Raw genomic sequence first — 19,268 nt, 5'->3', positions numbered from 1 at the left:
CGGCGCCCCCGGGGGGGGGGGGCGGCCCCCCCCCCCCGGGGGGGGGCCCCCCCCCGGGGGGGGGGGGCCCCCCCCGGGGGCCCCGGGGCCGGGCCTGTGCGCGTGAGGTCAGCAGCCGCCGCAGTTGTAGTACGTCACGTCCCAGTGGTTGCCCTCGTCGGCGTAGATGTTGCCGGAGCCGGACTTGTACTGCGGGGCGCCGTCGCCGCGCAGGCCGATGTAACTGAACACTCCCTTGACGTAGTTGGTCAGGCAGGTGCTCTTCCCGAAGTCCAGCTTGTAGCCGTTCCAGTGCGAGTACGTGCCACTGGCGTGCCCGGTCTCGGTGCCCCCGGTGATGTTCAGGGCGCAGCCCGTGGCGCTCTTCAGGGTCTGGGCACCCTGGGCGCTGGTCAGGTTGAGCTGGTCGAAGGACGTGCAGGTGGAGACGTTCCGGTTGGAACAGCCACCCGAGGACGACCAGGTGATCCCGGACGAGCTGAAGCGGGAGGTCGCCTGGGAGTGGGTCAGCTTGGTGACGGCGTGCGCCTCGGTGGCACCACCGCCGAGAACGCCGACGCCGGGTGCGAAGAGCGCGCCGAGGACGAGGGCGAGAGCGGTGAGGGCCGAGCGGAGTCGGGGACGGGTCAGCATGGGGGGATTCCTCCTGCTCATGACAATTACGGGCAGGGAGAGATAGTGCCCCAGCTCTACGCGCGTCCGCCAGGGGGCGGCGGGGCCCCCGTCAGACCATCCGCGACTTCCGGACCGGCCTGGACCCTTGATGTTGAACTTTGAACAAGATGGCGCTACAGTCGAACTCGTTGAAGGTTAAATCAACTCTTCGACGGCCACTCGTCTGATCCGTCCCCCGAGGAGGAGCCATGGCTCTGTTCAACCGCAAGAACAACGACGCCCCGACCGCCACCGCCACCCTCGCGGTGGACCCCGCGCTGGCCGCGCTGACCGGCACCTACACGATCGACCCGGCCCACAGCAGCATCGGTTTCACCGTGCGCCACGCCATGGTCACCAACGTGCGCGGCTCCTTCGGTGAGCACGAGGGCACCCTGGAACTGGACGGCTCCGCCCCCTCCAACTCCTCCGCCTCCATCGACGTCAAGATCTCCAGCGTCGACACCGGCATCGCCGACCGCGACGGCCACCTGGTCAGCGGCGACTTCTTCGACGCCGAGACGTTCCCCCTGATGACGTTCCGCTCCACCGCCGCCGAGCAGCTCGGCGGAGACACCTACCGCGTCACCGGCGACCTCACCATCAAGGACGTCACCCGCCCGCTCTCCATCGACCTGGAGTTCAACGGCTCCGCGACCGACCCCTTCGGCAACCAGCGCGTGGGCTTCGAGGGCAGCGCCGAGATCCTGCGTTCCGACTGGGGCCTGACCTACAACGCCGCGCTGGAGACCGGCGGGGTGCTGGTCGGCGACAAGGTCAAGCTGAACTTCGACATCTCCGCCATCAAGGCCGCCCCGCAGGCCTGACCCTCCCGAACCGAGCGCGCCCGCCGGCTCTCCCCTTCCCGGGGAGGACGGCGGGCGCCCGGCGTCAGCGGCCCGCGATACGGCGGACCTTCAGCGCGTTGTCCGTGCGGGTGGTCGGGTTGCCCTCGGGGTCGTTCTGGATCCGCTCGTGCTCCTCGCTGAGCAGCACCTCCCACTCCCCGTCCGGCAGTTCGAGCGAGGCGAGCACCTCGTCCGTCGTGGGCAGCTCCATGTCCTGGTGGTCGTGCTCCCACGAGGGGAAGCCGGCGTGCCCGACGATCAGGAGCACGCCTCCCGGTGCGACCGCCCTCGCCGCCCTGCGCAGGATCTCCTCGCGGGGCAGGTCGCCCATCGAGTGCAGGAACTGGGCGGAGACCAGGTCGTACTCCCCCTGGGGGAACGAGGCCCCCAGGTCGTGCCACTGCCAGTCGATCCGGTCGGCGACATCGGCCTCGGCCGCGTGGACCGCCGCCCGCTCCAGGGCCACCCGCGAGATGTCCGTGGCGGTGACCCGCCAGCCCCACCGGGCGAGCCAGACCGCGTCCGCGCCTTCGCCGCACCCCAGGTCGAGGGCGCGGCCGGGCTTCAGCCCCTCCACTTCACGGACGAGGGCGACGTTGGGGTTCCCGCTCCAGATCCGGTCGCTCTCGCGGTACCGGTCGTCCCACATCTCGGCGTCGGTACGGGTGCTGTCCGTGGTCATCGTGATGTCTCCTGAAGTCCGTGACGGCGGTCCCCGAGCACACGCTCGGTGACATGGCGCTCGGCCTCGGCCGAGAAGGGCGCGCGGCGGGCGTCGACCGCGCGGCGGGTGTCCTCGGTGACGAGGGCCATGTTGATGGCCGAAGCCGCCTTCAGCCCGGCGGCAGCGGCTCCGACGACCTGCTCCATGAGGTTGGCGACGTTCCCGGCCACCCAGACCCCGGGCACATCGGTCGCCCCGGCCGGGTCGGCCGCGATGTACGTGCCGATGACCTGGCCGCCCATCTCCATCTCGGTGGGCCGCAGACCCAGGCTCTCCAGGACCGCCGAGCGTGCGGTGAAGCGGGGCTGGACGACGAGCGCCTCGCGCGGGATCAGCGTGCCTCCGGCCAGCCGCACACCGGTGAGCCGGCCGTCGGCCACCTCCACGGCGGCCACCTCGCCGTCCACCACCGAGATGCCCCGTGCGGCGAACTGCTCGTACTCCTCGTCGCTGAAGTCGGGCTGGTCGTTCCGGAACAGCGTCACGTCGTCGGTCCACTGCCGCCAGAGCAGCGCGTGGTGCACGGCCATGGGGCTGCTCGCCAGAATGCCGACCGGCCTGTCCCGCACCTCCCACCCGTGGCAGTACGGGCAGTGCAGCACCTCGCTGCCCCAACGCTCGGCCAGGCCCTCCACGGCCGGCAGCTCGTCGACTATCCCGGTGGTCACGAGCAGGCGACGGGCGTGGACGGTGGTCCCGTCCTCCCGCACGACGCGGAAGCCGTCGGCCAGCTTCTCGGCCGAGACGACGTTGCCCTGGACGATCTCGGCGCCGTAGTCCGCCGCCTCGGCGCGGCCGATGGCCAGCAGCTCCAGGGGCGGGACGCCCTCCCGGCCCAGGTAGTTGTGCGCGTGGGCCGCGGGGGCGTTGCGCGGGCTGCCCGCGTCGATCACAAGCACGGAACGCCGGGCCCGGGACAGGGCGAGCGCCCCGCTCAGCCCGGCGGCGCCACCGCCGATCACCACTACGTCGTACCGCTGGTTCGTCTCACTCATGCGGAACACCTCCTGTTACGGAAGATGGTGCGCGCGCGGCGACGATTCGACAAACCTGCTTGCCGAACCGGCAAACTCGCACCAGACGGTCTTCCCAGGGTCCCGCTCCCCGACCTCCCACGCATCGGCGAGCGCCCCGACGAGCGTGAGGCCGCGTCCGTACTCGGCGAGGAGCCCGGCGCCCACCGGCTCTCCCACCCGGCCCCCGCCGCTGTCGTGCACCTCGATCCGGAGCACGCTCCCCCAGGTGAGCTGGACCCGGAAGCCCCTCCCGGGCGGGACGCCGTGGACCAGCGCGTTGGTCGCCAGCTCGCTCACGCAGAGGAGTACGTCGTCGAGGTCCACCTCGCACGCCCAGTCGACCAGAGCCTCCCGGACGAACTGGCGCACGAGCGGCACCGACCTGCGCTCACGGCGGTAGAACGCCTCACGGAAGGAGGCGAGTTGCGTTGTCTCGTTCACGGCACGACTGTCACAGAACGTCACTACTGTGGGTCACCGAGTCAGGTCGTACACCGCGTTTGTACGAGCGCTGACGGGTCCGGCGGGGCTCGTGTACGGGGAAAGGCACGGTCACCTCCGCCAGCTCGTCGCACGTTCACAGCCCAGCAGACGACCTCGCCGACGTTGCCCTACACAGCGATCGAGTCGCATCTCCCAATTGGCGGTCGAGTCGTCGCGAGGCCCCGGGCGGCCAAGCCTTTCCAGCCATCTCACGGCGACGCCATGACAGCCATACCCAAAGCCCCTGGGTCCCGCCGATCTTACGAGTGACCAGTTCGAACCCACGACAAGAAAGTAGGGCACGTCATGCACTCGGTGAAGAGGAACAAGCGGGTCACGTCCTGGCATGTCATCGGCGCCCAGCTCGCCGCGTTCCGGCGCGCGGCCGGATACACACAGGCGTCACTGGCCGACCGGTGCTGTGTGGGCGAGGACACGATCGCCTCGATCGAGCAGGGCCGCCGGCCGCTCCAGGCGGACTTCGCGGCGCAGCTGGACGAACTGCTGGACACGAAGGGGGCGTTGGCGGTCGCGGTGGCGAAGGTGCCGCAGAAGGAGCGATTCCCGGCATTCGTGCAGGACTTCGTGGAGTACGAGCAGGAGGCGGTGACGCTGCTGTCGTACGAGAACCAGGTTGTCCCAGGGCAACTTCAGACCGAGGCGTACGCACGCTTCGTGTTCTCGTGCCTGTTCCCACCTCTCGAAGAGGAACAGCGGGAGGAGTGGGTGACGGCCCGGCTCGACCGGCAGAAGCTCCTCGAACGCAGGCCACGGCCGATGCTCCACTTCATCCTGGAGGAAAGCATCGTGCGCGGCGAGATCGGGGCCTCCGCCATGCGGCGGGAGCAGATCCAGCACCTGCGGCGGTGCATGGAACTCCCTTTCCTGGGTTTGCAGATCATGCCCGCGAAGCTCCCCAAGCACGCGGGTCTGGCGGGCCCGATGGTCCTGCTGGAGACGCCCGATCACGACCATCTGGCCTATGTGGAGGCCCAGCTGACCAGCGTGCTCCATGATGATCCGGATGACGTCAGTGTCCTCCAGCAGAAATATGGGATGCTGCGTTCGCAGGCGCTTTCCGTCGAGAACAGCGCGCGCCTACTGGACGACCTGCTTGGAGAGTCATGACTCGCGCAGCACACGGCACGGATCTCTCGTGGTTCAAGTCCAGCTACAGCAGCGACCAGGGCGGCAACTGCGTAGAGGTCGCCGCGCACCCCTCCGCCGTTCACATCCGCGACTCCAAGGTCACCGACGGCCCGGTCCTGACCGTGCCCCCGGCCGCCTGGGCCGCGTTCGTCACCTCCACCGTCTGAGGGTGCGCGCGTGACCGGCTCGCTCGCCCGGATCACCGAACGGGTACGCCCTCCCGCCGTGGTGGTCGACGGCCACGGCGACTGGACGGAGGCGGAGAGGACGCTGGGCACCCGGCTGCCCGAGGACTACAAGCGGCTGGTCGAGACGTACGGGCGCGGAGACTTCTGGGGTGCGCTGTGCCTCTGCACCCCGTTCGGTGACGACAACCCGGTCCCGCTCACGGCGGACCTCCTGGACGACTACGGGCCCCTGCGCGGCTCCTTCCCCGAGGCGTATCCGTACCCCCTCTTCCCCGAGCCCGGCGGCCTGCTCGCCTGGGCCGTGACGGAGAGCGCGGCGCACGTCTGCTGGCTGACCGAAGGGCCTCCCGAGTCCTGGCCCGTGGTGATCTGGTCACGCGACGACGACTACGAGCGGTTCGACTGCGGTGCCGGCGCTTTCCTGGACGGCCTGACGAGCCGCGCCATCACCTCCGAGCTCCTGCACCATGAGCCGGAGCTCGCCCCCTGGTTCGACCCCACGGTCGAGCTCGACCATGTGTACGTCCGGCTGGGCGAGGGGCCCCGCCCGTACGCCGAGCGCCTGCGGATCCTGCGCGACACGCTCGCCCCCACGTCGGACCGTGGCGGCTACGAGCACGACGGCCGGCGGCAGGACCACTTCGCCGTGGACGCGACCGGCTGGCTCCTGACGTACGAGTCGGCCTACGGCCATCAGCTCCGGGTCGCGTTCCCGCCCGCGGACAGCGCGGCGGCCCGCCGTGCCGTGCTGGCGGCCGTGGAACTCATGGGGTGCCCCGTGCAGTCGGCCGACACCATTCACGGCACATCGTCCTGGACCTGATTTCCTCACCGAAGCCTGCCGGATGTCTGTACGCGCATCGGCGCACGGTGTACGGTCTCGGCCCGATGGACCTTGGGAGCGCTCCCACCCCCCACTGTTTCCGCTTCGCACGAGGAGGAACGCTATGAAACGCCTACTCGCCTTACTGGCGACCTGCGCGACAGTCCTGGGCCTCACGGCAGCACTCGGCCCCCAGGAGGCGGCTGCCGCCACCGGCTGCAAGGTCGAGTACACCGTCGCCAGCCAGTGGCAGGGCGGCTTCCAGGCCGGAGTGAAGGTCACCAACCTGGGTGCCCCCACCAACGGCTGGACGCTCGAGTTCGCCCTACCGGATGCCGGCCAGAAGGTCGCCCAGGGCTGGAACGCCACCTGGTCGCAGTCCGGCTCCGCGGTCACCGCCGTCGGTGTCGCCTGGAACCGCACGCTGGCCACCGGCGCGACGGCCGACCTGGGATTCTCGGGCACCTTCACGGGCGCCAACCCGAAGCCCACGGCGTTCGAGCTCAACGGAGTCGCCTGCACGGGCTCCCTCGAAGAGCCCCCGCCCGGACCGGACCCGGAGGCCGACGGCACCCCCGTGGACATCAACGGGCCGCTCCACGTCTGCGGCGTGAACCTGTGCAACCAGTACGACCGCCCCGTCCAGCTGCGGGGCATGAGCACGCACGGCATCCAGTGGTTCGACGCCTGCTACAACGCCGCGTCGCTGGACGCCCTGGCGAACGACTGGAAGTCGGACCTGCTGCGCATCTCGATGTACGTACAGGAGGACGGTTACGAGACCGACCCGGCGGGGTTCACGGCACGGGTGAACGAGCTCGTCGACATGGCCGAGGCCCGCGGCATGTACGCCTTGATCGATTTCCACACCCTCACGCCGGGTGACCCGAACTACAACCTCGACCGCGCGAAGACGTTCTTCGCGTCCGTCGCCGCCCGCAACGCCGGCAAGAAGAACGTGATCTACGAGATCACCAACGAGCCCAACGGTGTGAGCTGGTCGGGCATCAAGAGCTACGCGGAGCAGGTCATCCCGGTGGTCCGTGCCGCCGACCCGGACGCGGTCGTCATCGTCGGCACCCGCGGCTGGTCCTCTCTCGGGGTCTCGGACGGCTCCAACGAGAGCGAGGTCGTCAACAACCCCGTCAATGCGGCCAACATCATGTACGCGTTCCACTTCTACGCCGCGAGTCACAAGGACTCCTACCGCTCCGCGCTGAGCCGCGCCGCCTCCCGGCTCCCGCTGTTCGTCACCGAGTTCGGCACCGTGAGCGCCACCGGCGGTGGAGCCATGGACCAGGCGAGCACCACGGCCTGGCTGGACCTGCTCGATCAGCTGAAGATCAGCTACGCGAACTGGACCTACTCCGACGCCCCCGAGAGCAGCGCGGCGTTCCGGCCCGGCACGTGCGGCGGCGGTGACTACAGCAGCAGCGGCGTGCTGAACGACTCCGGGGCGCTGCTCAAGAACCGGATCAGCACCCCCGACAGCTTCCCCACCAGCTGACCTGCGGCGGCGGGGGCCCACCCCCGCCGCCCCTTTCCGCACCACCTCACCCCCCTGCCTCGGAGGCACACGTGCGCATCGTCCCCCCACGATTACCGCGCCGGCCACGGCCGGCGGTCCTCATGGCCGTAGCACTGCTGGTGACCGGCTTCACCGCGACGTCCGCGAGCGGCGCGGAGTCCACCCCATCCCCGTCAGCCCCCGCCGACTGCGGCAGCGCGGTGATCTGCTCGGACTTCGAGGACCAGAGCGGTCCCGCGCCGTCCGGCGCCTGGCAGTTCACCGCACCGGACTGCCAGGGCACCGGCACGGCTGCCGTCGACACCGCCGTCGCGCACAGTGGCAGCAGATCGCTGCGGATCGACGGGCGGGCCGGTTACTGCAACCACGCCTTCGTCGCGTCCACCGCGGACCTGTCCTCGGCCGGCCCGGTGGTGTACGTACGTATGTGGGTGCGGCACACCACGGCGCTCCCCTCCGCCCACGTCACGTTCGTCTCCATGCCCGACGCCTCCCAGGCCGGACGGAGCCTGCGCGTCGGGGGCCAGAACGGCGCCCTTCAGTGGAACCGGGAGAGCGACGACGCCACCCTGCCGGCCCAGAGCCCGGTCGGAGTGGCGCTGAGCAGGCCGCTTCCGACGGAAAGCTGGCAGTGCCTGCGCTTCGCGATCGACACGACGGCACCGGGTCTCGACACCTGGCTCGGTGACGAACTCGTGCCGGGCCTGCACGCCGACGGTGTCCCCACCCAGGACATCGACCAGCAGTGGCTCTCCCGCACCACCGCTCCCCGGCCCACGGCCCTGCGGCTGGGCTGGGAGAGCTACGGGACGGGTGACGACACCCTGTGGTTCGACGACGTGACTGTCGACTCCACGCCCGTCGCCTGCTGAGGGTCCGCCGGAGCGCCGGGGGCAACCGCCTGCCCCGGTGCTCCGGCGCGTGCCGCTCAAGCAGGCGCCTCCACCGGCAGTCCCGCCTCGCGTGCGGCGTCGGCGAGCCGCTTGTCGTACGTGAGGAACGCGGTGAGCCGGGACCTCGCCCGAAGGGCTGTCGCCAGGTGGATGGCGTCAAGGCTGCGTACGCTCGCCGGCTTCACCGTCTGCGCCAGAATCCTCACACCGGCGTCGATGTCCATCATGTCGATCAGGTCGAGAACCGTATCGAGCCGGACAACGGCCGCGGGTGCGTGGCGAGCCAGCGCCCGGGCCGTTTCGATCTCGGTCAGGACAGAGCTGGTCCACCCGGTGTCCACCCGCTCATCGAGCCATGCCCGCAGTGCGTGGGACTCCGATTCGGCATGGACGAGCTTCACGACAGCTGCCGAGTCCAGGTAGATCACCGGTTCTCGCCCTCGCGATCACGAGAGATCTCGGCCCCCACGTCGATACCGTCGGGCTCCCCGAGCGGCATACGCAGCGCGGCTCGCCGCATCGCGGCTGCGCGCTCCTTGCGCCGGGCCGCTTCCAGCACCGCCTGCCTTATGGCCGCCGACCGGGAATCGCCGTCGGCTGTGAGGACGTCAAGGGCGCGTTCGGTCTCCGGGTCGGTGCGAATCGTCACGGTGTCAGCCACGATCCGAGCGTAAGACGATCTGTCTTACGTCGCAACTGTCACGCATCGGCATCGGGTGGCACCCCGCCCGCCGGACGGCAATGCGGTCGCCGCGGTCAGGAGAGGGCCGGGTCGGTGAGGTCCAGGGTCAGATGGTTCGCCAGTCGTTGGTGAGGACGGCGGTCGTCCCGTCCTAGCGCACGCTCACGAACGATATCCCCCAAGCTTCGTCGGGAAGTTACGGACCGAATCGCGGGCGTTATGCCCGTTTCTCGTGTCCGTAACTTCTCAGCCGGCTCGGTCTCAGCGGGCGTCCTCGGGCTCCACGGCGCTTGGAGGCGTTCAGGAGACGGTCCGGCGATAGACCTGCCGTGAACCGCCTTCCGGGCCGGGTTCGGCGGCCTCGGCCGGTGTGAAGCCGAGGCGTTCGTAGAAGACGCGTGCCCCGCTGTCCACGGCGCCCGGGTGGTCGGCCCCGAAGGTGACCACCTCGACGGTGCCGGGCCCCCGCACGTACCTGCGGAAGGCGTCCGCCATCAGCGCCCGTCCGGCACCTGTACCGCGCGCCTTCTCGGCCACGACGAGCCAGTGCACATGATGAACCGGTGCCTCCGCGCCGAACAGCAGGCCTCCGACGGTCTCCGCGTCCGGCGAGACGGCGACGAGCGCCGCAGACCGGCGGATGTGTTCCTCCACGGCGCCGTGGAAGCCGGGATCCTCCACCATCGGCCCGAACCAGTCCTCGACCTGGGCCGCAAGCGCGATGAAGCCGGCCAGGTCCTGTTCCCGCGCGAGTCTGACGATCACTCAATAAGTCTGGCAGACGAACTCGTACGGTCATATCGGAATCGGCGGGCTGTTCGCTGTCATGGTGGCTAAAGTCCCGCCATGACCACCACACCCGATTCCCCCGCCCTGCCTTCCCTGACCGTGCGCAGCCGTACCGGCTCCTTCTCGATGGAGAAGCGGTCGATCGTCCTGGAACAGGGCGGTGTCCGAAGACGCATACCGCTGGAGGCCGTTGAGGAAGTCCGCCTCGAAAGCCGGCGCGGGCCGGGCGTGCAGGTCGCCCTGACCGCTCCCGCGGGGGCGTCGGGCACGGTCTTCCGGGTGGGCTGCCGCAACCGGGCGTCGGCCACGGCCTTCGTGGACGCGGCGAACGGGGCGCTGCCCGTCCGGGACGCCGACGCACCGCGCGAGGACGGCGCGGCGCAGGTCGTCGTGCTCCCCCCGCTCGCGGGCAAGGACAGGAGGACGGCCCGCGACCGGCTCCTGATCGCCGCCGCGCTGTCCCCCGTGGCCCTCTATGTGGCGGGCCTGGTCGTCCTGATCGCGCACGGGGACATCTTCGGCGTGGTCTTCTGGCTCCTCGGTCTCAAGCCTCTCGCCTTCGGCCTGCTGCTCTACGGCCTGTCGGCCAAGAACCTGTACGACCGTGGGCTTCTGCGCCGTCGCGGCATCTCCGTGCTGGCAACGTTCGACCATGACCAGGGCAAGAAGCAGATCTACAGCTTCGTCGACGCGGAGGGCGTGAAACGGTTCTGCGAGCCCGACAGCGCCGCGGAGGCCGTCCGCGGCGCGCCCCGGCAGGTCACCGTCCTGTACGACCCCCGGCATGTCGAACGGGTCAAGGCCGTCCTCCCTCTGCGGACCTGGGTGCTCAGGACGATCGGTGTCGCCTTCGGCGGCACATCACTGCTGGTCCTCGGGTTCTTCCTGGTCCCGTACCAGCTCATCGAGCTGCTGTCCCGCTGAGCCGCAGTCATGTGATCGTCCGTCTCCTGCCATGGGATGGCCTCGCGCAGGGAACACGAGCGGGCATGGACATCACGGCTTTCACGCATCGAACGCGATGGGCCGCACTGCTGGCGGCCGCCCCCCTCCTCGCGGCGTGCGGCGGCGGGGACCCGGGCGCACGGCTCGGCGGGGCACCGCCCGCCCTGGGCCGGGGAACGCATCTGGTGATCACGACCGACAACGGCGTGCGCCTGCGGCCGTCCGAAGACGACCGGGTGGTCACCGAGGCCCGGATCGACAGCCGTTGGTCCCACCGCGACGGCACCCTGGTCCTCGATCTGTCCTGCCCCCGGCACGAGGAGGGCGGGGATCACGAGGACGGGCCGTGCCCCCGCATGCCGGCGGTCGGCATCCCCGCCGGCGTACCGGTCACGGTCACCGCCAGGAACGCGGGCATCGACGTGGCCGGCGTCGCGACGGCACTGGACCTGACCACCGTCAACGGGGACGTGACGGTCACCCGGTCCGGCCTCGGTGACGCCACCGTCCGGCTGGCCACCCGCAACGGCTCCGTGCGCGCCGGGGATGTGAGCTCGGCGCGCCTGCACGCGGAGACCGTCAACGGGGACGTGACGCTCGGCAGCACCACCTCACCGTCCCGTCTCGACGCCGCCACGACCAACGGCTCGGTACAGGTGGCGCTGCCCCACGACGCGCCCGCGTACGTCGTCGACGCGACCACGCGGAACGGCCGGGCCTCCGTGGCGTTCCCCTCCTCCACGGAGCGGAACGGGCACGACATGACCCTCGCCACGGTCAACGGTGACGTCACCGCCACGCGCGGCTGAGGGTCTTCAGGGATGTTCGCCCGGCCCTTCGGCGTGCGGGGCGAGGGGGGTGGGCGAGAGGACGGTGTCCTCCTCGCCCTGTTCCAGCAGGGTGGCGGCCGGGCCCACGACGAGGGGGTCCGGCTTGCCGACGGCCTCGTCGCTCTTCGCCGTGTAGTCGATGCGGGCGAGCAGGCTGCGCATCGCTTCGAGGCGGGCCCGGCGCTTGTCGTTGCTCTTCACGACGGTCCAGGGCGCGTGCTCGGTGTCGGTGGCGCGGAACATGTCGACCTTCGCCGTGGTGTAGTCGTCCCAGCGGTCGAGGGAGTCGATGTCCGTGGGCGAGAGCTTCCACTGGCGGACGGGGTCGACCTGGCGGATGGCGAAGCGCGTGCGCTGCTCGGCACGGGAGACCGAGAACCAGAACTTGACCACGATGATGCCTTCGTCGACGAGCATCTTCTCGAAGGCCGGGCACTGCCTGAGGAAGAGTTCGTACTCGGACGGGGTGCAGAAGCCCATGACGCGTTCGACTCCGGCCCGGTTGTACCAGGAGCGGTCGAAGAAGACGAGCTCACCGGGCGCCGGCAGATGGGCCACGTAACGCTGGAAGTACCACTGGCCCCGCTCGCGGTCCGTGGGCTTGTCCAGGGCCACGATGCGCGCGCCACGCGGGTTGAGGCGCTCGGTGAACCGCTGGATGGTGCCGCCCTTGCCGGCTGCGTCCCGTCCCTCGCAGACCACGACGACCCGCGCGCCGGTGTCCCTGGTCCACCGCTGGAGCTTGAGCATCTCTATCTGCAGGATGCGCTTGATCCGCTCGTACTCCTTGCGGCGGATCTTGCGGTCGTACGGGTAGTTCTCGCGCCAGGTCCCGATCGGCCGGCCCGCCTCGTCGAGCAGGATCGGCTGCTCGGGCCTGCTGGTGTCGACGGTCAATCCGTCCAGCAACTGCTTCTCCACCCGGTCACGGTCCACCCGGTCAAGCTTGTCACCCGTTCGGGCTCCGCGCCACCAGGCGTTGGGGGGGCGCGGGCGGTGCGGCCCCGGCACGGGCACGGCCGCAGGCGTAAGTAAGGTTGCCCTAACAGTGCCAGGTCAGCGATCCGCTGCTGTGCCCCCGCGAGGTACGGAGAATCTCTTGTCGAACGCCGCGCCCGTGGCCGCCACCGCCGACGCCCCCTCCCCCGGCGGTGACCCCCTGGCCGGGGCGGTGCCCCTGCGGTCGGCGGAGCAACTGAGGGAGATCCTCGGCACTCCGTGGCCGCTGGTCATCGACAAGGTCCACGAGGAGCTCACCGAGGACGACCTGGACCTCCTGGCCCGCGCGCCGTTCTGCGCAGTCTCGACGTCCGACGCCGACGGCAACTGCGACACCTCCCCGCGCGGCGGCGCACCGGGCTTCACCCGGGTTCTGGACGCGCGGACGCTCGCCCTGCCCGATCTGCCGGGCAACCGCCGTGGCGACAGCTTCCACAACATCCTGTCCAACCCGCACGTCGGCCTGCTCTACCTGATACCCGGCGTGATGACCGTCCTGCGGATCAACGGCCGCGCCCGCGTCCTCACGGACGCCCCCTTCTTCGACGGGATGACGGTGAAGGGCCGGCGTCCCGACCTGGCCCTGGTCGTGGAGATCGACGAGATCTATCTGCACTGCCCGGCGTCGCTCAAGCGCTCGGGCATGTGGGCGCCGGAGACGTGGGAGGGCGCGGGGCCGGGAAGGCCTGACATGCCCGGGGTCTAGAACCCGCCGCCGCCGTCGAAGCCTCCGCCGCCGCCTCCGAAACCACCGCCGTCGCCGAAGCCGCCACCGCCGAAGCCGGACGAGTCGAAGTCGGAGCCGGAGACGTCGCCGCCGCCCCAGTCACCGCCCCCGCCACCGCCGAAGTCACCGCCGCCGTACTCCGCCGCGTACGCCGGGGTGGAGAGCATCGAGCCGAGCATGGTGCCGACCAGCAGGCCCGGGAGCAGGCCGCCGCCGAAGTAGCCGCCGGCCCAGGGGCCGTAGGCCGGGCCCGCCTCCCAGTAGGGGCGCCGTCGGCCGTCGCCCACGTCGACCGTGCGGCTCAAGGGGTCCTCGCCGTCGCGCAGCCGCACCTCGTCGGCGCCGCAGACCGGGACCTCGCGGGCCGCTCCGCCGGACGGCGTCCACAGGACATCCGCGACGGAGGGCCCGTGGCGCGGGTCGAAGAAGCAGGGCGGGCGGCGGGCCGGGAGGGCCCGGCCCCTGCGCCGGGCCTCCAGGACGGCGAGCGAGAAACGGCCGTCCTCCAGGGCCTGGGTCACCCCTCGTACGTCGGAGGGGTGCTGCGCGTCGCCCATGCGGGACTTGGCGTCCTCGTAGGAGTCGAGCGCACGTTCGTAGTCGATGCGCATCGCGTCGTTCGCGCCCTTCTCGGCGGGATGGAAGTCCAGCCGGTCCAGGGTCTCGCCGTACGCGGTGATGTCCTCGTCCACGACGACCCGGAGCTTCTCCAGGGCGGCCCGCTCTTCCTCCTCCTTGCGCTTCCTGTTGCGGCGGACGACCGCGAACGCGGTGCCTCCGCCGACCAGGACCACGCCGCCGAGGACGATCAGACCGGCCACCGGGGCGCCGTTCTCCGCGCCGTCGCCGGCGTCGCCGCCGGACCAGGATGCCGGGGCGCTGCCCTTGGCCTCGTCGACGGCACGGTCGACGAAGGCGTTGAGCTGGGTAGCGGCGTCGGCGTCCGCGCCGGGTGCCTTCACGGCGGTGGTGAGGTTCTCGACGGCCCGCGTCGGCATCACCTGCGGGTCGGCGCCCGCGTCGAAGCCGTCGCCGAGACGGACCGCGTAGACGCCGGTGACTCCGGTGTCGGTGCGCAGGTTCTGCAGGAGGTTCTCGGGCGGGTACTCGGACGTCGCGGGCAGCACGGCCACGAAGACCGGCTTGTCGGCGTCCTCGATCTTCTTCTCCAGGGCGGCCTCCTGGGACGCCGAGAGCTGGCCGGACGCCGCCGGGTCGACGTAGACGGGGTCCTCGCGCAGAGCGGTGGCCACGTCGTCGATCGTCGAGGGGGCGGCGGCCTGGGCAGCGGGGACCAACGCCAGCACGACCGCCGAGACCATCAGCAGCAGGCAGGCCCACAAGGGAGCGAACAGCCTTTTCCGCATACTCCGAAAGTAACCCGAACGGGCGAATAATGCGTCGCCCGCCCGGGTCGCCTCCGTGCTGTTACACGGCGCGGTACGCCGCGCGCAGCTTCGACACCGCCCCGGTGAGATCGCCGGTGAGCAGCAGGTGGTCGGCCTCGGCGAACGGTTTGGACACCGCCGCGGTCAGCTTTCCGCCGGTCTTCTGCTGGACCAGGAGTCTCGCCCGGTCCACGATCTCCTTGCCCGCCGCGGTCCTCCCGAGGCCCGCCCGCTCGGCGAGCCCCGCGGCGACGGCGAGCCCGGTGAGGGTGGCCTCTCCGCCCTGCGGGGCCTTCCGCAGGGTGGTCAGTCCCCAGCCGTACGGGAACTGCGGGTCGTACGCCGTGTCGCCGACGTTGACCGGCAGCTGCGACTCGGACTTCGGCCAGGTCACCGGGAGCTGCCCGGTGAAGGCCCGCTTGCCGTAGAGGACGTCGGCGACCCCGTCGCCCTCGGTGCCCGGCAGCCAGGAGGCGACCAGGGCGTCGACGGAGCCGAGCCGGTCGCCGATGAGCTGGGGGCGGCCCGAGACGACGAGGACCGCGCACTTCATGGCGGCGCAGACCGTGTCGACGGCCTTCTTGTCGGCGTCGGTGAGCTCCAGGTCGTGGCCGTTGCCGACGTCCCCGATGCCTTCGGCGTACGGCTTCTCACCGACCACCACGACTCCGGCGTCGTATCCCTCGGTCGGGGCGGAGGCGTCCTGCGAGAAGGTGGCCGAGGAGGTGTTCTTCTCGATGCCCTTCAGGATCGTCGTGCCCGGGGTGGTGGCACCGGAGGCGCCCTGCCAGCTGATGGTCCAGCCACCGGCCTGGTTGCCGAGGTCGTCGGCGTTGGACCCGGCGACGTAGACCTTCTGGGACGCCTTGAGCGGCAGCACGGCGCCGTCGTTCTTCAGCAGGACCTGGGACTTGGCGGCCGCCTCGCGGGCGACCGCGCGGTGTGCCGCCGATCCGACCTCGTCCAGGTTCGACGTGTCGGCGTAGGGCTTCTCGAAGAGGCCGAGGCGGAACTTCTGGGTGAGGATCCGCGACACCGCGTCGTCGATCCTCACCTGGCTGATCCGGCCGGCGGTGACCTCGTCCTGGAGTGTCTTCGTGAAGTCCTGGTACGCCGTCGGGACCATGATCATGTCCAGGCCCGCGTTGACCGAGGTGCGCACGTCGCTCGCGTAGTCGCCCGGGATCTGGTCGATGGCCTGCCAGTCGCTGATGACGAAGCCCTCGAAGCCCATCCGGTCCTTGAGGACGCCGTTGATCATCTCCGCGTTGGCGTGCATCTTCACCGGGCCCGCGTCGTCGCCGAGGACGTCGAGCGAGGAGTACGACGGCATGACCGTGCCGACGCCCCGCTTCACGGACTCGGCGAACGGCGCGAGGTGGACGGCTTCGAGCTCCTGGCGGGTGACCTTGGTGACGCCCTGGTCGATGGTGTACGACCCGGTGGTGGAGGAGCCGAACTCCGTGCCGCCGTCGCCGACGAAGTGCTTGGCGCTGGCCAGCACCTTGTCGTTGCGGTCGAGGTCCTTCCCCGACGGGCTGCCCTGCATGCCGGTGATGACCGTCTCCATGGCCTCGACCAGCGCCGGGTCCTCGCCGTACGCCTCGTAGGAGCGGCCCCAGCGCTCGTCCCGTGTGACGCAGACGCAGGGGGCGAAGTCCCACGGGATGCCGGTGGCGCGGACCTCGTTCGCCGTGACGGCGCCGGTCCTCTCCGCGAGCTTCGGGTCGCGGCCCGCGCCGATGCCGATGTTGTGCGGCATGATCGTCGAGCCGATCACGTTGTTGTGACCGTGCACCGCGTCCACGCCGTAGATCAGCGGGATCTGGAAGCGGGTGGCCTGCGCGCGCAGCTGGTAGGCGTCGGTCATCTTCGCCCAGGCCTCGGGCGTGTTCGGGGTGGGTACGGAGCCTCCGCCGGAGAGCAGCGAGCCGAGGTCGTACGTGGCGATGTCGCCCTGGGACCTCAGCGCGTTGCGCTCGGCCTGGGTCATCTGGCCGGCCTTCTCGGCCGGGGACATCCGCGACAGCAGGTCGGCGACGCGCTTCTTCACCGGGAGCTTCGCGTTCTGGTACGGCAGCCCGTGGGCGTCGATGACGACCTGGGGGTTCTCCTTGGGCGCCTTGGCCCCGGTGACGGTGAGTTCGAGCGGGATCGTCTCCGCGGACTCGGCGTCCTTGTCCTTGGCGGTGGCCACGGAGACGGTGTGGGTGCTGCCGGAGGCGGTGCCCGCCGGGAAGGTGTGCGTGCCGGTGACCGGTGTGTAGTCCTTGCCGGACCCGGCGCTGCCGCCCTTGGTGGCGTACGCGACGGTGACGGGCTCCTCGGTGGGGAGTGAGCCGGTCGTGGCGACGGAGATCCTGATGTCCGCCGTGCCGCCCTCCTTGACCGTGTGGACGGCGGAGTCGACGACGACGCTCGACTTCAGCGCCGGGTCGGCCTTGCCGTACAGCTCGACGGCGTCCATGGCGAAGGAGCCGGGGGCGCCGGTCGGGAGGGTGAGGGCGTAGCCCCACATCTCGTTCAGGCCGAGGACCTGGTCGATGCCGCCGACGGGCTGGTAGTCGGCCCGGTAGACGAAGTCCGCGAAGGGGATCTCGACCTGGTGCCAGCCCTCCCAGTCGTCGGTGAAGGAGGTGGTCCACAGCTCGGAGGCGCCGCCGTTGGCTCCGCCGTCCTTGATCTCGAAGTTGATCCGCTTGCCCGAACCGGGCGGCAGGGGCGCGGTGTTCTGGCCGTACCACCAGAAACGGATGCCCTTGTGGGCGGTCCAGTCCTTCGGGGGCTGGCCGACGGCGAACTCGTGGCTGAGTCCGCCGTAGGCGCTGATGTCGTAGGTGCCCTGGAGGACCTTGGCCCCCTCGGGGGCGTCGGCGCGCTCCTCGAACGCGAGGGCGGGGTGGTCGTCCGCGTCGCCGCCCCAGGTGAACAGTGAGTCGGCGGGCGGATTGCCGAGCGGGACCTCGCCCTCGAAGCGGTCGACGAGGACGGGTGCGGGATCCTCCGTGCCGGCCGCCGCGCTGGGGACGGCCCCGGCGAGCAGTGACGCGAGGACGGTGGCCGCGGCGAGCGCGGCCGTGGCCGGTCTCGCCCGGTGGCGGGCGCGGGCGTGCGGTGGACGTGGCATGTGCGGCTCTTCTCTGGTCCGGTGGTTGTTCGGCACGGGAGGATCAGTCGGTGCTGGCGTTCCGGGTGAGGTGGATCGTGTCGCGGTACCACTTGGCGCTGTCCTTGAGCGTCCGCAGCTGCGTGTCGTAGTCGACGCGGACGATGCCGAACCGCTTGTCGTAGCCGTAGGCCCACTCGAAGTTGTCCATCAGCGACCAGGCGAAGTAGCCCCGGACGTCGGCGCCCTGGCGACGGGCCTCGGACACGGCGGCGATGTGGTCGGCGAGATAGGCGGTGCGGTCGGTGTCGGGCACGGAGCCGTCGGCGGCGACGGTGTCGTCGAAGGCGGCCCCGTTCTCCGTGATGACGGTCGGCAGCGCGTAGTCACGCTGGAGCCGCAGCAGCAGGTCGGTGAGCTCGGTGGGGGTGATCTCCCAGTCCATGGCGGTGCGCGGCAGGTCGCGCTCCACCCCGCGGACGACGGGGAAGCCGTCGGCGTCGGTCGGCGAACCCTCCTCGGTCACTCCGGAGAACAGGGCGCCGCGGTAGAAGTTGACGCCGAGGACGTCGAGTGGGGTCGCGATGGCGGCCAGGTCGCCGTCCTGGACGGGCAGTTCGATGCCCTGGGCCGCGAGGTCGTCGACGACGTCCTGCGGGTAGCCGCCGTGGACGATCGGGTCGAGGTAGAGGCGGGTGCCCATGCCGTCGGCACGGCGGCAGGCGTCCCGGTCGGCCTCGCTGTCGGTCTCCGGGGTGGCGGTGCCGAGGTTGAGGGTGATGCCGAGCTCCAGCGGGCTGCTTCCCGCCGCCTCGCGCATCTGCCGGGCGGCGAGCCCGTGGCCCAGGAGCAGATGGTGGACGGCGCTCACGGCGTCGCCCATGTCGGTGCGGCCGGGGGCGTGGGCACCGTACGCGTATCCGAGCATCGCCGAGCACCACGGCTCGTTCAGGGTCGTCCAGTGCTCGACCCGGTCCCCGAGGGCCTCGTACGCGAGCGTGGCGTACTCCGCGAAACGCAGGGCGGTGTCGCGGGCCGGCCAGCCGCCGGCGTCCTCCAGCTCCTGCGGCAGGTCCCAGTGGTACAGGGTGATCCAGGGGGTGATCTCCCGCCCCTGGAGCTCGTCGACCAGCCGCTTGTAGAAGTCGAGGCCCTTGGCGTTGGCAGGGCCACGGCCACCCGGCTGGATGCGCGGCCAGGCGAGCGAGAAGCGGTACGTGTCGACCCCGAGGCCCGCGATCAGCTCGACGTCCTCGGGCATCCGGTGGTAGTGGTCGCAGGCCACGTCGCCGTGCTCCGCGTTGTGCACGGCGCCCGGCACACGGCAGAAGGTGTCCCAGATGGACGGCGTGCGGCCGTCCTCCGCGGCCGCACCCTCGATCTGGTACGAGGAGGTGGCCACGCCCCAGCGGAAGTCGGCAGGGAGTCCCTGGACGGCGGCGGGCTGCAGGCTGCTGCGGGGCGTGACGAGATTCATGGGTCTCCGAACTCCGGTT

18 protein-coding genes and 2 pseudogenes are annotated in these 19,268 nt (G+C 70.7%); 9 read left to right on the top strand and 11 right to left on the bottom strand.

Features of this window, described 5'->3' with window-relative positions; all coding sequences use genetic code 11:
• Positions 1-108 precede the first annotated feature (108 nt).
• Positions 109-633, bottom strand: a complete 525-nt coding sequence (locus ACIQM3_RS06360) for a hypothetical protein (RefSeq protein ID WP_401619491.1) — start codon at positions 631-633, stop codon at positions 109-111.
• Between the two features lie 230 nt (positions 634-863).
• Here ACIQM3_RS06360 and ACIQM3_RS06355 point away from each other — a divergent pair, with 230 nt between their 5' ends.
• Positions 864-1,481 carry a YceI family protein gene (locus ACIQM3_RS06355; RefSeq protein ID WP_401619489.1) on the top strand — a complete coding sequence of 206 codons (618 nt, stop codon included), beginning with the start codon at positions 864-866 and terminating at the stop codon, positions 1,479-1,481.
• A 64-nt stretch (positions 1,482-1,545) separates the two neighbouring features.
• Here the strand turns inward: ACIQM3_RS06355 and ACIQM3_RS06350 are convergent, their stop codons facing one another.
• Genes ACIQM3_RS06350 through ACIQM3_RS06340 form a run of 3 tightly spaced genes read right to left on the bottom strand, consistent with a single transcriptional unit; the run spans position 1,546 to position 3,683 of the window.
• Positions 1,546-2,184 carry an SAM-dependent methyltransferase gene (locus ACIQM3_RS06350; RefSeq protein ID WP_401619486.1) on the bottom strand — a complete coding sequence of 213 codons (639 nt, stop codon included), beginning with the start codon at positions 2,182-2,184 and terminating at the stop codon, positions 1,546-1,548.
• Positions 2,181-3,221, bottom strand: a complete 1,041-nt coding sequence (locus ACIQM3_RS06345; protein WP_401619483.1) for an NAD(P)/FAD-dependent oxidoreductase — start codon at positions 3,219-3,221, stop codon at positions 2,181-2,183. Before ACIQM3_RS06345 ends, ACIQM3_RS06350 begins: the two co-directional genes overlap by 4 nt.
• A 15-nt stretch (positions 3,222-3,236) precedes the next feature.
• A complete protein-coding gene (locus ACIQM3_RS06340) occupies positions 3,237-3,683 on the bottom strand; it encodes an ATP-binding protein (RefSeq protein WP_401619480.1) in 447 nt (148 codons plus the stop codon).
• A gap of 348 nt (positions 3,684-4,031) precedes the next feature.
• Here ACIQM3_RS06340 and ACIQM3_RS06335 point away from each other — a divergent pair, with 348 nt between their 5' ends.
• The 5 genes and pseudogenes from ACIQM3_RS06335 to ACIQM3_RS06315 all read left to right on the top strand — a co-directional run.
• Positions 4,032-4,853 carry a helix-turn-helix domain-containing protein gene (locus ACIQM3_RS06335; protein WP_401619477.1) on the top strand — a complete coding sequence of 274 codons (822 nt, stop codon included), beginning with the start codon at positions 4,032-4,034 and terminating at the stop codon, positions 4,851-4,853.
• A 29-nt stretch (positions 4,854-4,882) separates the two neighbouring features.
• Positions 4,883-5,041: pseudogene (locus tag ACIQM3_RS06330) on the top strand (DUF397 domain-containing protein); the annotation flags it as partial.
• A gap of 10 nt (positions 5,042-5,051) precedes the next feature.
• The gene (locus ACIQM3_RS06325; protein ID WP_401619474.1) at positions 5,052-5,885 is read left to right on the top strand and encodes an SMI1/KNR4 family protein; all 834 of its coding nucleotides are present in this window, start codon (positions 5,052-5,054) and stop codon (positions 5,883-5,885) included.
• A gap of 124 nt (positions 5,886-6,009) precedes the next feature.
• The gene (locus ACIQM3_RS06320; RefSeq protein WP_401619471.1) at positions 6,010-7,392 is read left to right on the top strand and encodes a cellulase family glycosylhydrolase; all 1,383 of its coding nucleotides are present in this window, start codon (positions 6,010-6,012) and stop codon (positions 7,390-7,392) included.
• Positions 7,393-7,574: 182 nt separating this feature from the next.
• Positions 7,575-8,285, top strand: a pseudogene (locus tag ACIQM3_RS06315) (cellulose-binding protein); the annotation flags it as partial.
• 56 nt (positions 8,286-8,341) lie between these two features.
• Here the strand turns inward: ACIQM3_RS06315 and ACIQM3_RS06310 are convergent.
• The 3 genes from ACIQM3_RS06310 to ACIQM3_RS06300 all read right to left on the bottom strand — a co-directional run bounded on the left by ACIQM3_RS06310 (position 8,342) and on the right by ACIQM3_RS06300 (position 9,753).
• Complete coding sequence (locus tag ACIQM3_RS06310; protein WP_401619468.1) at positions 8,342-8,734, bottom strand: type II toxin-antitoxin system VapC family toxin; 393 nt, start codon at positions 8,732-8,734, stop codon at positions 8,342-8,344.
• A complete protein-coding gene (locus ACIQM3_RS06305) occupies positions 8,731-8,967 on the bottom strand; it encodes a hypothetical protein (protein WP_401619465.1) in 237 nt (78 codons plus the stop codon). The genes ACIQM3_RS06310 and ACIQM3_RS06305 overlap by 4 nt, the downstream gene beginning before the upstream one ends.
• A 321-nt stretch (positions 8,968-9,288) precedes the next feature.
• Complete coding sequence (locus ACIQM3_RS06300; RefSeq protein ID WP_401619462.1) at positions 9,289-9,753, bottom strand: GNAT family N-acetyltransferase; 465 nt, start codon at positions 9,751-9,753, stop codon at positions 9,289-9,291.
• A gap of 81 nt (positions 9,754-9,834) precedes the next feature.
• On the opposite strand from ACIQM3_RS06300, the gene ACIQM3_RS06295 reads away from it, so the two are divergent.
• The gene (locus tag ACIQM3_RS06295) at positions 9,835-10,701 is read left to right on the top strand and encodes a hypothetical protein (protein ID WP_401619459.1); all 867 of its coding nucleotides are present in this window, start codon (positions 9,835-9,837) and stop codon (positions 10,699-10,701) included.
• Positions 10,702-10,766: 65 nt separating this feature from the next.
• A complete protein-coding gene (locus ACIQM3_RS06290) occupies positions 10,767-11,531 on the top strand; it encodes a DUF4097 family beta strand repeat-containing protein (RefSeq protein WP_401619456.1) in 765 nt (254 codons plus the stop codon).
• A gap of 6 nt (positions 11,532-11,537) precedes the next feature.
• On the opposite strand, the gene ppk2 is transcribed toward ACIQM3_RS06290, so the two are convergent.
• Complete coding sequence (ppk2, locus tag ACIQM3_RS06285; protein WP_401619453.1) at positions 11,538-12,488, bottom strand: polyphosphate kinase 2; 951 nt, start codon at positions 12,486-12,488, stop codon at positions 11,538-11,540.
• 163 nt (positions 12,489-12,651) lie between these two features.
• On the opposite strand from ppk2, the gene ACIQM3_RS06280 reads away from it, so the two are divergent.
• Positions 12,652-13,257 carry an MSMEG_1061 family FMN-dependent PPOX-type flavoprotein gene (locus ACIQM3_RS06280; RefSeq protein ID WP_401619450.1) on the top strand — a complete coding sequence of 202 codons (606 nt, stop codon included), beginning with the start codon at positions 12,652-12,654 and terminating at the stop codon, positions 13,255-13,257.
• Here ACIQM3_RS06280 and ACIQM3_RS06275 read toward each other — a convergent pair.
• From ACIQM3_RS06275 to ACIQM3_RS06265, 3 genes are all read right to left on the bottom strand, one after another.
• Positions 13,254-14,645, bottom strand: a complete 1,392-nt coding sequence (locus tag ACIQM3_RS06275) for a hypothetical protein (protein ID WP_401619448.1) — start codon at positions 14,643-14,645, stop codon at positions 13,254-13,256. The genes ACIQM3_RS06280 and ACIQM3_RS06275 overlap by 4 nt on opposite strands.
• A 61-nt stretch (positions 14,646-14,706) precedes the next feature.
• Positions 14,707-17,793 (bottom strand): glycoside hydrolase family 3 N-terminal domain-containing protein, encoded by a 3,087-nt coding sequence (locus ACIQM3_RS06270; protein WP_401619446.1) that lies wholly within the window; start codon positions 17,791-17,793, stop codon positions 14,707-14,709.
• A 43-nt stretch (positions 17,794-17,836) separates the two neighbouring features.
• Entirely contained in the window at positions 17,837-19,249 is a 1,413-nt protein-coding gene (locus ACIQM3_RS06265) for a GH1 family beta-glucosidase (protein WP_401619443.1), read from the bottom strand.
• Positions 19,250-19,268: the final 19 nt, after the last annotated feature.

Origin of the sequence: Streptomyces sp. NPDC091271 (genome assembly GCF_044757505.1) — a bacterium.
Lineage (GTDB): Bacteria > Actinomycetota > Actinomycetes > Streptomycetales > Streptomycetaceae > Streptomyces.
The sequence above is the reverse complement of the archived record's forward strand: the minus strand, read 5'-3'. Positions and strand labels throughout refer to the sequence as shown.